This is a genomic window from Pseudomonas oleovorans subsp. oleovorans, from assembly GCF_002197815.1.
Taxonomy (GTDB): Bacteria; Pseudomonadota; Gammaproteobacteria; order Pseudomonadales; family Pseudomonadaceae; genus Aquipseudomonas; species Aquipseudomonas oleovorans.
Genome location: NZ_NIUB01000008.1, coordinates 96902 through 109879, shown reverse-complemented (window position 1 = coordinate 109879; position 12978 = coordinate 96902). Strand labels below are relative to the sequence as shown.

The 12978-nt window shown below is 62.5% G+C and carries 13 protein-coding genes; 3 read left to right on the top strand and 10 right to left on the bottom strand.

Annotation, left to right across the window (positions count from 1 at the left end; translation table 11 throughout):
- Positions 1–281 precede the first annotated feature (281 nt).
- The 8 genes from PSOLE_RS06825 to metR all read right to left on the bottom strand — a co-directional run bounded on the left by PSOLE_RS06825 (position 282) and on the right by metR (position 7232).
- Complete coding sequence (locus PSOLE_RS06825) at positions 282–647, bottom strand: hypothetical protein (protein WP_055986542.1); 366 nt, start codon at positions 645–647, stop codon at positions 282–284.
- Positions 648–728: 81 nt separating this feature from the next.
- Entirely contained in the window at positions 729–1856 is a 1128-nt protein-coding gene (locus tag PSOLE_RS06820; protein WP_082469403.1) for a YVTN family beta-propeller repeat protein, read from the bottom strand.
- 214 nt (positions 1857–2070) lie between these two features.
- Entirely contained in the window at positions 2071–2490 is a 420-nt protein-coding gene (locus PSOLE_RS06815) for a hypothetical protein (RefSeq protein ID WP_055986539.1), read from the bottom strand.
- A 20-nt stretch (positions 2491–2510) separates the two neighbouring features.
- Positions 2511–4793 carry a heavy metal translocating P-type ATPase gene (locus tag PSOLE_RS06810; RefSeq protein ID WP_074856793.1) on the bottom strand — a complete coding sequence of 761 codons (2283 nt, stop codon included), beginning with the start codon at positions 4791–4793 and terminating at the stop codon, positions 2511–2513.
- Positions 4790–5452: a methyltransferase family protein gene (locus PSOLE_RS06805; protein ID WP_055986532.1), complete on the bottom strand. Its 663-nt coding sequence runs from the start codon at positions 5450–5452 to the stop codon at positions 4790–4792. The genes PSOLE_RS06810 and PSOLE_RS06805 overlap by 4 nt, the downstream gene beginning before the upstream one ends.
- Before the next feature lie 17 nt (positions 5453–5469).
- Positions 5470–5694 carry a DUF2933 domain-containing protein gene (locus PSOLE_RS06800; RefSeq protein ID WP_055986529.1) on the bottom strand — a complete coding sequence of 75 codons (225 nt, stop codon included), beginning with the start codon at positions 5692–5694 and terminating at the stop codon, positions 5470–5472.
- A 92-nt stretch (positions 5695–5786) separates the two neighbouring features.
- Positions 5787–6173, bottom strand: coding sequence for a hypothetical protein (locus PSOLE_RS06795; protein WP_055986526.1), 387 nt, complete (start codon positions 6171–6173; stop codon positions 5787–5789).
- Between the two features lie 141 nt (positions 6174–6314).
- The gene (gene metR, locus PSOLE_RS06790) at positions 6315–7232 is read right to left on the bottom strand and encodes a transcriptional regulator MetR (RefSeq protein WP_055986523.1); all 918 of its coding nucleotides are present in this window, start codon (positions 7230–7232) and stop codon (positions 6315–6317) included.
- A 167-nt stretch (positions 7233–7399) separates the two neighbouring features.
- Between metR and metE the strand changes: the two genes are divergently transcribed.
- Together metE and PSOLE_RS06780 are read left to right on the top strand one after the other, a co-directional pair.
- The gene (gene metE / locus PSOLE_RS06785) at positions 7400–9703 is read left to right on the top strand and encodes a 5-methyltetrahydropteroyltriglutamate--homocysteine S-methyltransferase (protein ID WP_074856795.1); all 2304 of its coding nucleotides are present in this window, start codon (positions 7400–7402) and stop codon (positions 9701–9703) included.
- Between the two features lie 201 nt (positions 9704–9904).
- Positions 9905–10894 carry an alpha/beta fold hydrolase gene (locus PSOLE_RS06780; protein WP_003460675.1) on the top strand — a complete coding sequence of 330 codons (990 nt, stop codon included), beginning with the start codon at positions 9905–9907 and terminating at the stop codon, positions 10892–10894.
- 10 nt (positions 10895–10904) lie between these two features.
- On the opposite strand, the gene PSOLE_RS06775 is transcribed toward PSOLE_RS06780, so the two are convergent.
- Complete coding sequence (locus tag PSOLE_RS06775) at positions 10905–11165, bottom strand: DUF6316 family protein (RefSeq protein WP_003460676.1); 261 nt, start codon at positions 11163–11165, stop codon at positions 10905–10907.
- A 278-nt stretch (positions 11166–11443) separates the two neighbouring features.
- Between PSOLE_RS06775 and PSOLE_RS06770 the strand changes: the two genes are divergently transcribed.
- The gene (locus tag PSOLE_RS06770) at positions 11444–12394 is read left to right on the top strand and encodes a DMT family transporter (RefSeq protein WP_074856799.1); all 951 of its coding nucleotides are present in this window, start codon (positions 11444–11446) and stop codon (positions 12392–12394) included.
- Here the strand turns inward: PSOLE_RS06770 and PSOLE_RS06765 are convergent.
- Positions 12391–12858 (bottom strand): Lrp/AsnC family transcriptional regulator, encoded by a 468-nt coding sequence (locus PSOLE_RS06765; RefSeq protein WP_003460678.1) that lies wholly within the window; start codon positions 12856–12858, stop codon positions 12391–12393. The two genes, PSOLE_RS06770 and PSOLE_RS06765, sit on opposite strands and share 4 nt — an antisense overlap.
- Between the last annotated feature and the right edge of the window lie 120 nt (positions 12859–12978).

Genomic DNA, 12978 nt, shown 5'->3' with positions numbered 1-12978 from the left:
CCGGGCTACGGTGTGCGCTTGTGTAGGGTGAACATGGCGAAGCCTTGTCCACCGCTGGCTGCCCAATGGCGGACAAGCCTTCGGCATGTCCTCCCTACGACGTCGTAGATATTGCGCAGGAACATAAGGTCCACGAAACCGCGTTGTTTGTAGGAGCGGCCTTGGCCGCGATGAGCGATTACGCCCAGGTCAGCGCACAGCACCGTAGGTTGGTGCTGAGCCTGCGAAGCTCAACGAGTTCGGCGCGGAATTTCCGCGCAGGGCATGGCAAGGGCTATGAATTATCGATTGTGCCCGGAGCCTGGTGGCGACTTATGGCAGCTCCATGGTTCACGAGAGGCATTGTCTTTCAGGTTCTGATCGACAAAACGGTAGTGACCTTCCTTGAAGTGCGTCCACCAGTCATGACTGACCTCGATGGCGTACTTTGTCAGGACTTCCTCAATGCAGTCCAGGCAGATTCGGGTCGCGTCATAGGCCATGTCGAGGCGTCCCTTGCTGTCATCGAAGGCGACGCTGGCGAGGCCATACAGCTTGTCGATCTCGGCAATTGCCGCATCCAGTTTTTCCCGCTCCGTGGGTTCGAGCTTCAAGTGACGGGTTACCAGATTGGCACTGGAGACGCCCAGCCGGTTTGCTTCTTTCATGGCGGCTTTCCTTCTGTTGGCACAATGGGAAAACAATGGGGAAGCAGTCGACTGGCCCATCGCTTGATTACAGGGTGCTGCTCAGTTGGCGACCCAGGTCACGCCGTTGGGCCCGCGCCCGGTGGCGTAAGTCGTAATGACCTTGCCTGCTTGCAGGTCGATCACCGACAGGCTGTCGTCATAAATATTGGTGATGAATGCAAAGCGGCCGCTGGCGTCCACCGTGACGCCATGGGCGCCCTGGCCCACCTGGTAGGTGGCGACGACTTCAAGACGATCGGTATCGATCACCGATACGCGATTGTCCGGTGCGGCCTTGCTGCCTTCATTGGCCACCAGCACCAGGCGTCCGTCTGGCGTGGCATGCACCTGAATCGGCGACCGACCGACCGCCACTTTCGCCAGCACCTTGCGGCTTTGGCTGTCGATTACCGCGACACTGTTCTCGTCGCGTAGCGATACGAATACGCGCTTGCCATCGGGGGTAAAGCCCACCTGCACCGGCGCCTTGCCAACCGCAATGCGGGTGACCTCCTGGCGTGTGCTCACATCCAGCACCGATACGCTACCGTCCTGTACGTTGGCGACGTAGAGTTCCTTGCCATCGGGGCTAAGACGCAAGCCGTGGGGGGATTTTCCGGTGGCGATGCTGGCGATGTTCTTGCGTGTTTGCAGGTCGATTACCGAGACGGTGTTGGCGCCGGCGTTGGTGACGAATGCATGGCGACCGCTCAGGTCGCTGACCACATGAGCCGGATGAGCCCCGACGGCAATTTCTGCCAGCAGCCCCTGCTGAAAGTCATCGATCTGGAACAGCTGCAGGAAACCTGGCGTGGCTTTCTTGCCGTGCCCGTGATCAGCGCCGCTGCGCTCACCCACTGCCATCAGATAGCGACCATCGGCGCTGACCTGGACATTGTGGGGAGAAATACTCAGATCCAGCGACAGACGCTGACCATCCTCAAGCAGGATGCGGGTCAGCGAAGCCCCGTGTTCGTCGGCGCTGAAAACCTGGCCGTCTGGATTGGCCTGGACTGAGGCGAGGGTAAGAGTGCAAACCGTAGCCAGCAGCCATTGCGGGCGCAAAGCGCGCGTCCAGATGGTAGAGGCTTTCTTTGCTTGTGGCGGCCCCTGGCAGACCTGTGCGCTGTTGCTCGACCAGCAAGTGAGCCGATCAGCAATGGCGCGGATGAGTGAAAAACGGTGCATGGTAAAACTCCTGAATAAGTTGAAGGCGCGTCGTAATGCCGAACCACAGCACAAGGGCTCCTACAGGCTTGATGCCCCCAAAGAACCGCAGCCGATCAGGGGGCAACAGACCCTAGGAGGCAGCCCATAGGCGAGAAACCAGCTTTCGCGCGATTACGACTTTGGCATCCACCAATAGCGGGTGGATGCCCTTCGTAGACCAGGCAGCCTGGCTTCACTGCCCGTGCTGCATGCTCTGGCCTTCTATCATTTGCTCCATCATCTGCATCATGCCCTGCATGTTTTCGTGCATTTCCTTCATGCACTGCTGTTGGGCGCCATCGTCCTTGGCCATGGGGCACTGACTGTTCTGCATGCCTTGGCGCATGGTGCCCATTTTTTCCTGCATGGCCTTGTGGTGTTCGGCGCGGATTTTCTGCTTTTCCTCCGGGGTTTTGGCGGCGTGCATCTGCTGCATCATCTCGTGCATCTTGCCCATGTCCATGCCGCCCATCATGCCCATGCCTTGGCCTGCGGTGGCGGGTGGGGTGGCGGCACCTTGAGAGTGATGGGCCTCTTCGGCAAAGGCCGGGGCGGCCAGTAGTGCGCCGGTCAGGGCGAGGGCGGTCAGGGTCTTGTAGGTGAATGTGCTCATGGTGTTTCTCCTGCTGGGTTTTATTGGGTTTTGTGAATAGCGCTCAAGGAGGCTCGCTTGAGCTGTAGGGAATTGACGATCACCGACAGCGAGCTGGCGGTCATGGCGATCACGCCGATCATTGGATGGAGCAGGCCGGCCGCGGCGATGGGAATGGCGGCGACGTTGTACGCGGAAGCCCAGATCAGGTTTTCGACGATCTTGCGGAAGGTCAGGCGCGACAGCTGCGCTGCTTCCACCAGACCCATCAGGCGGCCGCCGATAAGGATTACGTCGGCGGCCTCCATGGCCACGTCGGCGCCACTGCCAATGGCGATGCCAATGTTGGCCTGTTTCAGCGCCGGGGCGTCGTTGATGCCGTCGCCGACCATCGCCACCCACTGGCCGTATTCGGCCTGCAGCTGGCGAATCACCTCAACTTTGCCGCTGGGCAGCACGCCCGCATGCACCTTGTCGATGCCCACTTGGGCGGCGATATGGGCGGCGGCGCGCGGGTTGTCGCCGGTCAGCATCACGGTCTGGATGCCCAGGGCACGCAGTTCGGCGATGGCGGCCTGGGCATCCTCCTTGAGGCTGTCTGCCACCGCTACTACGCCGATCAATTGCTGCTCGCGGGACACATAGAGGGCGGTCTTGCCCTGGTTTTCCAGGGTTTCAAGCTGGCTGGCCAGGGCGGCGGTGTCCACCTGGCATTCCTGCATCCAGCGCGCATTGCCGACGCGGATCAACTGGCCGTCCACCTGGCCCTGCACGCCCAGGCCGTTGAGCGCCTGGAAATCGCTGAGCGCTCCCAGTTCCAGGCCGAGTTCCTTGATGCGCTCGACCATGGCCTGGGCAATCGGGTGTTCGGAGCCGTATTCCACGCTGGCCGCCAGGCGCAGCAGCGCCTGCTCGTCAACACTGGCGCTGGGCAGGCAGTCGGTAACCACCGGCTTGCCCAGTGTCAGGGTGCCGGTCTTGTCCAGCACCATCACCTTGATGTCCTTGAACATCTGAATGGCCGTGCCGGAACGGTAGAGAATGCCGCGCTCGGCGCCGCGGCCAGCACCGACCATCAACGCGGTTGGAGTGGCCAGGCCGAGGGCGCAGGGGCAGGCGATTACCAGCACCGCGACTGCCGACAGCAGCCCCACCAGCCCCGGCGAAAGCTCGGGGTTGACCCAGGGCAGCCAGGTCGCGCCCCATACCAGCACGCCGCGCAGCGACTCGCCCCAGACCAGCCAGACCACCAGACTGGCCAGGCTGATCAGTAGCACCAGGGGCACGAAGCGCCCGGTCACGCGGTCGGCGAATTCCTGGATCGGCACCTTGGAGCTTTGCGCATGCTCGACCAGATCGATCACCTGGGCGAGGAAGGTGTCCTGGCCGACCTTGGTGGCGCGCACGGTCAGCAGGCCTTCCTTGTTCAGGGTCGCGCCTATCACCGCATCGCCTGGGCCTTTCTCCTTCGGCAGCGATTCGCCGGTGGCCAGGGACTCGTCGATATGGCTGTTACCCTCGACCACCTCGCCGTCGCTGGGCACCTTCTCGCCGGGGCGGACCAGCATCAGGTCGCCGACCACCACGGCTTCGATTGGCACCTGCACTTCCTTGCCGTCGCGCAGCAGAACCGCACTCTTGGCCCCCAGTTCCAGCATTTTGCGGATGGCCTGGGAAGCGCGGCCCTTGGCGCGGGCCTCCAGATAGCGGCCGATCAGGTGGAAGGTGGTGATGGTGGCGGCCATCTCGACGAAGGAGGTCATGGGGTAGAAGAACCCCACCAGGCCGATAAAGTAGGGCGGCAGGCTGCCCAGGCTGATCAGCACATCCATATTGGCGGTGCGGTTGCGCAGCGCCTTCCAGGCCGACACATGGGTGCTGGCCCCGGCGATAAACACTGGGATGGCGGCGAGCACCACCACGATGGCCAGGTAGCCGGGCACCGCTACGCCGGCCATGGGCAGGGCCATCAGTAGCATGATCAGGGTTGCCGGTACGCCGGCTATCCACATGCGCCGCCAGGCGTCGCGCAGGTACTGCTCTTCCTCTTCGGCCCCTGTGGGTTCGCCTGCAGTGCTGGCCAGCACCGCCTTGGCCACCTGGTAGCCGGCCTGTTCCACGGCCTGCTGGAGGGCCGCCAGGCTGGTCTGCTCGGCATCGAATTCGATGCGTACCTTGTGGCTGGCGATGCTGGTGCTTAGTTCGGCGATGCCGGGCAGGCGCTTGAGCGACTGGCTAACCAGCCCGGCGCAGTGGTCGCTGCCCATACCGGGCACTATCAGTATCGCGCTTTGCCGCTTGGGGCTGGGTTCGGCTGCGTTCATGGCTGTTGCTCCTTGCTTGCGGTGGAATTGCTCAAATGCGGGATAAAGGCCGGCACCCGTGCTCGGTAGGCGTGCCAGCGGGCACCGAAGGTGGCTTCGGCCCAGCGTTCTTCCTGGCGCGCCAGGTGTGCGTACATCAGCAACAGCACTGGGAACATCAGCAAAGTCAACAGGGTCGGCCACTGCAGCAGAAAGCCCAGCATGATCAACACGAAGGCGACGTACTGCGGATGACGGATGCGCGCGTAGGGGCCACTTTCGGCCAGCTCGCCCGTCTGCTGGGCGTGATAGAGCACGCGCCAGGCCGTGGCCAGCAGCCAGAAACCGGCGAAGATCAGCAGGTTGCTGAGGATATGCAGCGCACCGAAATGCGGATCGCCTTCGATGCCCAGCAGGCTGTTCCACAGATGGCCGGCGTTGTGCGACAGCGGATCCAGTTGCGGGTAGCTGCTTTGCAACCAGCCGGCCAGCAGGTAGAGCGTCAGCGGAATGCCGTACATCTCGACGAACAGCGCGACGATAAAGGCGGCGAAGGTGCCGAAGGTGCGCCAGTCCCGTGGGCTGTTCGGCTTGAAAAAGCTGAAAGCGAAAATGATAAACACCAGTGAATTGATGATCACCAGGCCCCAGAGGCCGTAGGCCGAGGTTGTATGTTCCATATGATGTTGCCTCCTGATCAGTGGTGGTCGTGCGGGCCATCTTTATCCCGACCATGACCGCGGTGCATAAACACATGCATCAGCGGGCACAGCAGCAGGATCAGATAGGGCAGGGCACCAAGCAGATGGGCCTCATGCTCTTCCCAGAGGAGGAACAGGGCGATGGCGGCGAAAACCACCAGTGCAGGCCAGAAGCGCCAGGGGTTGTTGGCTGCTGGGGCGCTATGCGGGTCATGGGGCATGTTGGCACTCTCCAAAAAACCGAGGGGCGCAGCGCTATGCACGGCGTGGGCCGGCGCAGCGCGGCTGCGGGTTTTAGCGGGGGAGAGTGGCGCTATTCGTTATAGCGATGCAGCTGCTTGCGAATGGGCGCGGGTAGGCCGGGGCTGAATAAGGGTATGCGCAGCAAGCGGCCGCTGCGCCGCTGCAGATCGCTGAACAGGCCAAGGCTGCCAGCCAGGGCGAACAGGGCGGTCAAGGCCAAGAGCGTGAGCAGTTGCTGGTTGAGCGGCGCGTTCTGCACGGCGCTGCAGCTATCCGCAGTGCTGTGATCATGGCTGGCATGCTCGTGGCCGCTGTAGGAGACGACCTCGGCGGCGTCGTGGGTGTGGGCGCTAGCGACTTGAATATGGGCGAAGGAGCAGGCGATAAGCAGCACACACCAGAGCGCCAGCAGATTTCTGCTGAATGCTCTATAGCGGCTGCGCATCGCCTGGATCATGGGATTTGGTTTCCGTGCCTATTGAATACTGACGCTTTGATTAAGGCTTAGTTGCAGCCATGCGCAATTGATTCAGATCACGGTTTTAGCAAATCGCTATTGCGGGCGTGCAACGCCACTCTGTGAAGTGGGGCCAGCCGCTCAGCGCGCCACGCTGACTCCTTCCAGATTGGCGAAGGAGGTGTCCTTGGCGGTGAGCAGGAAGTCGCGCATAAAGGGTGCATCGAGCATATCGGTGCGGATGCCGGCGTACAGGGTGGCGAACAGGCCCTTGTCGCCCAGGCGCTTGGCCGTCACATAACCGCGTGAGCTGTATTCGTGCAGCGCCCAGTTGGGCAGGCCGCAGACGCCGCGGCCGCTGGCCACCAGCTGCATCATCATCACCGTCAGCTCGGAGGTGCGTACCTGGGCGGGTTCCACATCCGCAGGCTCAAGGAAGCGGGTAAAGATATCCAGGCGGTCGCGCTCTACCGGGTAGGTGATCAGCGTCTCCGTGGCCAGGTCTTCTGGCCTGATGCAGGCCTTGCTGGCCAGTGGGTGCTGGTTGGCCACCGCCAGCATGGCTTCGTAGGTGAACAGCGGTACATAGGTGATGCCGGGCAGTTCCAGTGGGTCCGAGGTCACCACCAGGTCCAGATCTCCCCGGGCCAGGGCCGGCAGCGGGGCGAAGGAGAAGCCCGAGGCCAGGTCCAGTTCCACCTCCGGCCAGGCGTCGCGGAACTGATCGATGGTCGGCATCAGCCACTGGAAGCAGCTGTGGCATTCGATGGCCATGTGCAAGCGGCCAGCGGTGCCGCCCGCCAGGCGCGCCAAATCACGCTCGGCGCCGCGGAGCAGGGGCAGGGTGGCGTCGGCGAGCTGTAGCAGGCGCAGGCCGGCGCTGGTGAAGCGCACGGGCTTGGTCTTGCGCACGAACAGCTGCAGGCCGAGGCGCTCTTCCAGCTCCTTGAACTGGTGTGAAAGGGCCGACTGGGTCAGGTGCAGGCGTTCGGCGGCTTCCACCAGGCTGTCGGTTTCGCGCAGGGCGTGCAGGGTTTTCAGGTGGCGTAGCTCGAGCATGGCGATTCTCTAAAAGGTTTCACTCATCCAGTTGCGTGTCTGGATGAAAATGGTTCATACAGCCTACATGAGTAAATCTTTAGATCAAGACGAAAATCTTGAGTTTGTCTCACTCGGTGTTGGTGCCGAGAATGGCGCCATCTCGATTGATTCTGGAGTTTCACGACATGGCCCTGTCCCATTCCCTCGGTTTCCCGCGCATCGGCCGCGACCGCGAACTGAAGAAAGCCCTCGAAGCCCACTGGCAAGGTGAGCTGGACGAAGCCGGCTTGCGCGCCGTCGGCCAGCGTCTGCGCGCCGAGCACTGGCAATTGCAGAAGGATGCCGGCATCGATCTGCTGCCGGTGGGTGACTTCGCCTGGTACGACCAGGTACTCGCTCATTCGCTGGCCTTCGGTGTGATTCCCGAGCGCTTTCGCCCGGCCGCCGGCAAGCCGACGCTGGAGACCCTGTTCGCCATGGCCCGTGGGGCCGTTGCAAACAAGAGCAGTGGCAGTTGCTGCGGTGGTGCCCACGCCCAGGAAATGACCAAGTGGTTCAATACCAACTACCACTACCTGGTGCCGGAGTTCAGTGCTGACCAGCAGTTCGCCCTGAGCTGGGAGCAACTGTTCGAGGAGGTGGCTGAGGCGCATGCCCTCGGTCACGACGTCAAGCCGGTGCTTATCGGTCCGCTGACCTATCTATGGCTGGGCAAGGCCAAGGGTGGCGACTTCGACAAGCTGGAGCTGCTCGAAAGTCTGCTGCCGGTCTATGGCGAGATCTTCCAGCGTCTGGCCGCGCAGGGCGTGGAGTGGGTGCAGATCGACGAGCCGATTCTGGTGCTCGATCTGCCACAGGCTTGGAAGAACGCCTTCGAGCGCGCCTACAACCTGATTCAGCGCGAACCCTGCAAGAAGCTGATCGCCACCTACTTTGGCGGCCTGGAAGACAACCTCGGTCTGGCCGCCAACCTGCCTGTAGATGGCCTGCATATCGACCTGGTACGTGCGCCGGAGCAGTACCCGACCATTCTCGACCGTCTGCCGGCTTATAAAGTGTTGTCGCTGGGCGTGGTCAACGGGCGCAACGTCTGGCGCTGCGATCTGGAGAAAGCCCTTGAGGTGCTGCGCCACGCTCACGAGCGTTTGGGCGACCGGCTGTGGGTCGCGCCGTCCTGCTCGCTGCTGCACAGCCCGGTGGACCTGATGCGCGAAGACCAGCTCGATGCCGAGCTGAAAGGCTGGCTGGCTTTTGCCGTGCAGAAATGTCAGGAGGTCGCATTGCTCGGTAAGGCCCTGGAGGTGCCGGAAGACGCTTCTGTGCATGCCGCCTTGCAAGCGAGCCGCTCAGTACAGGCTGCTCGTGCGGCTTCAGGGCGTATTCACAAACCCGAGGTGCAGGCCCGTCTGGCGGCGATTCGTCCGCGTCATGCCCAGCGCCAGTCGGCGTTCGCCGAGCGCATCGAACAACAGCGTGAGTGCCTGCAACTGCCATTGTTGCCGACCACCACCATCGGCTCCTTCCCGCAGACCTCGGCGATTCGCCTGGCGCGGCAGTCGTTCAAGCAAGGCAAGCTGAGTGCGGCCGAATACACCGAGGTCATGCAGAGTGAAATTCGCCAGGCGGTACAGGTGCAGGAGCGCCTGGGGCTGGACGTGCTGGTGCATGGCGAGGCCGAGCGCAACGATATGGTCGAGTACTTTGCCGAACAACTCGATGGCTATGCCTTCACCCGCTTCGGCTGGGTGCAGAGTTACGGCTCACGTTGCGTCAAACCGGCGGTGATCGTTGGCGACCTGAGCCGACCCAAGGCCATGACGGTGGAATGGATCAAGTACGCCCAGGGTCTGACCGACAAGGTGATGAAGGGCATGCTGACCGGCCCGGTGACCATGCTGATGTGGTCGTTCCCGCGCGAGGACGTGTCACGTGAAGTGCAGGCGCAGCAACTGGCGCTGGCGATTCGTGACGAAGTGGTGGATCTGGAGGCAGCCGGTATCAAGATCATCCAGATCGACGAGGCGGCGTTTCGCGAAGGGTTGCCGTTACGTCAGGCCGCCTGGCAGCACTACCTGGACTGGGCCACCGAGGCCTTCCGCCTCACCGCCAGCGGTGTGCGCGACGAGACGCAGATCCACACCCACATGTGCTACAGCGAGTTCAACGATGTGATCGAGTCCATCGCGGCGATGGATGCCGACGTGATCACCATCGAGACCTCGCGTTCGGACATGGAGCTGTTGGCAGCGTTCGAGAAGTTCGCTTACCCGAACGACATCGGCCCCGGCGTGTATGACATCCACTCGCCACGGGTGCCGGACAGCGCCGAGATGGTCGGGTTGTTGCGCAAGGCGGCGCGGCGTATCCCGCTCGAACGCCTGTGGGTCAACCCCGATTGCGGCCTGAAAACCCGCGCCTGGCCGGAAACCGAGGCGGCGTTGGTGAACATGGTGGCCGCCGCCAGGCAGTTGCGCGCCGAGCTGGCCTGATTCCCCGGCAGTGGTCGCGGCTGAAGCCCCTCCTACGGATAGGTAGGAGGGGCGCTCGCGACGCTCTGGATCGCACTTCTGGTCACCGTCTGGGCAACCGTTCGTCCCCCTTCATCAAACTGTCACGCTTGTGTGGCAGCGCCGTCGAACGACTTTCATCAGACTCGCGCTTCAGTGGGGTTCTGCGTTTCTGGTGTTTCCATGCGTGCATTCATTTTCCTGGCCGCGTTGCTTTGCGGCCTGCCGTCTCTTGCGGCCAATCGTTGCGACCTGTCCGAGCCGACCCGCTATGCGGATGTCGGTGAGGTGCGTCTGGCTTATCAAAGCATCGGCAGTGAGCGCGACCCGGCGCTGCTGCTGGTGATGGGGCTGGGCGGACAGTTGATCCACTGGCCTGACGAGGTGGTCGAGCGCCTGTGTCAGCAGGGCTTTCGCGTCGTGCGCTTCGACAATCGCGATGTCGGGCTGAGCACGTGGCGGCGGCCGGCGCCGAGCATCAACCTGCCTTACGAGGTACTGCGCTATCGCCTGGGCCTTTCGCTCGGCGCGCCTTATCACCTGCGCGACATGGCGGGCGATGCCCTGGGGTTGATGGATCGTCTGGGCGTCGACAACTTCCATGTACTGGGTGCGAGCATGGGCGGCATGATCGCCCAGCACCTGGCCGATCTGGCGCCGCAGCGCGTTCTCAGTCTGACGCTGGTGATGACCAGCTCGGGTGCTCAAGGACTGCCTGCACCCAGCGATGCGCTGGTGGCGCTGCTGGCAAGGCGCGAGGCGGGGAGTCGCGAGGCCGCTCTGCAGCAGCAGGCAGACTTGCTGGCGGCCCTCGGTAGCCCGTCGGTGCATGATGATCGTGCCTTGCTCTTGCATCAGGCTGAACAGGCCTATGACCGCGCCTTCAATCCCGAAGGCGTGCAGCGTCAGCTGCTGGCGATTCTTGCCGAGTCGAGTCGGGTCGAGTTGCTCAATCGCCTGAACGTGCCGACGCTGGTGGTGCACGGCACGGCCGACCCGCTATTGCCGGTAATGCATGGGGTACACGTGGCTGCGCATATCAAGGGCTCCGAACTCAAGTTGATTCCGGGCCTGGCGCATCGCTTTCAGGATGCCTTCAAGGAGCCTTTGCTGGCCGCAGTGCTGCCGCATCTCGCGGCGCATCGGGGGGATTTGGGCTTGGCGCGTCTGTAGGTGGGAGCGCTCAAAGCTCCTGATTGTGCTTGATCGCTTCGCGGCGTTGCAGGTTGTCGATGTGCTCGCTGCTATGACGCATCAGCTTGTCGGCCATGACCATGCGCTCGATATAGCGCACGATGCTCTGTTCGGCGTCGTGACGGGAGAGGTAGGGGCCCTCCAGCGTGCCTTCGCGAGTGGCGAAGAAATACTGGCCGTTGACGGCGCTGACGCGTGAGCTGCGGTAATGCGTGCCCGGTTGGGGGTCGACGGTGCGTTGGCCGAACATGGCGGGGACTCCATCTGCAGGTGCTGGATAACCTGAGTCTACTGTGGCCAATGCGACCTGCTTGGCAAAACGACAGATGGTAGATTTTGGCGGCTTGTTAGGTGCTTTTAGCGGATCTTATAGATTATTGGCGCCGGTCGGCTGGCGTTTCTGGGTTGCCGATCAGTACAGTTTCGCTCGGCAACTGGGCTGAACTGTTGCTGTGTCGGTGTGGTGGCCTCTCCTAGAATGCTCTGCTGCGGTCGACATGCTCTGTTGGCCGCCTGCCAGAGGTTGCCATGCACATTTCTTCCGGCCGTTGGATGTACGGTCTGCTGCTGGCCCTGATCACTTCGGTGCTTTGGGGCATCCTGCCAATCAAGCTGAAAGAAGTTCTCCTGGTCATGGATCCGGTCACGGTCACCTGGTATCGCCTGGCCGTGGCCGGTTCGCTGCTGTTTGCCTACCTGGCTGCGAGCCGTCGGTTACCGCGTTTCCGTCCGCTCGGGCGCAAGGGCGGCTGGCTGCTGGCGCTGGCCATTGGCGGGCTGACGGCCAACTACGTGCTGTACCTGGTCGGGCTCAACCTGCTCAGCCCCGGTACCACGCAACTGGTGATCCAGGTGGCGCCGATCCTGTTGCTGATCAGCAGCCTGTTCGTCTTTCGCGAGCGTTTCAGTCTGGGCCAGGCGCTTGGCCTGATGGTCATGCTGCTGGGCTTCGGCCTGTTCTTCAATCAGCGCCTGGGTGAGCTGCTGACCTCGCTGACCACCTATACCACCGGGGTGCTGACCGTGCTGGCGGCTGCCTTTGTCTGGACCTTCTACGGCCTGGCGCAGAAGCAACTGCTGACCTCGTGGAATTCGGTGCAGGTGATGATGGTTATCTACCTGGCCTGCGCGCTGTTGCTGACGCCCTGGGCGCAGCCGCTACAAGCGCTGCAACTGAGCCCGCTGCAAGGCTGGCTGCTGCTGGCTTGCTGCCTGAATACCCTGGTGGCCTATGGCGCCTTCGCCGAGGCACTGGCGCATTGGGAGGCTTCACGGGTCAGTGCGACCCTGGCGCTGACCCCGTTGGTGACCTTCGTCTCCGTGGCCCTGGCCTCGACCTGGTGGCCGGACCACGTGCTACCTGAGCAGGTCAACTGGATCGCCTACGCTGGCGCCGTGGTGGTGGTGCTTGGCTCGGCACTCACCGCGCTCGGCCCATCGCTGCTGGCCGCTTGGCGGACGCGCAGGCCAGGGCGTTAATCCAGCGGCAGCTCGGTGGTGCGTTTGACCTCGCTCATGGCGATATGCGAGTGCGCCTCGTGCACGTGCGGGCGCTGCAGCAGGTGGTCACGCAGGAAGCGCTCGTAGTCGGCGATGTCCTTGGCCACCACCTTGAGCAGGTAGTCCGAACCGCCGGCCATGCTGTAGCACTCCAGTACCTGCGGGTAGCCGACCACAGCTTGCTCGAACTCATCCAGATTGCCGCGGCCGTGTGCCGACAGCTTGATGTCGACGAACACCGTGATGCCGAAGCCCAGGCGCTTATGGTTGAGCAGGGCGACCTTGCGTTCGATCAATCCCTCTTCCTGCATGCGGTTGATGCGCCGCCAGCAGGGTGACTGCGACAGCTCGACCTTTTCCGCCACCTCGGCGGCAGATAGGTCGGCATCGTGTTGCAGCAGGCGGAGAATCCGCCGGTCGATGGGGCTGAGTTTGTCCTGCATGATTGTTTCCAAATTATTGTGATTGTTGGAAGGATCATGCGGAGTATTGCCTTCGAAGCCCGAATATAGAAATAAAAAAGCGGAACCCTCCGGTCATGCTTTAGGCAAATCCGTCGCAGT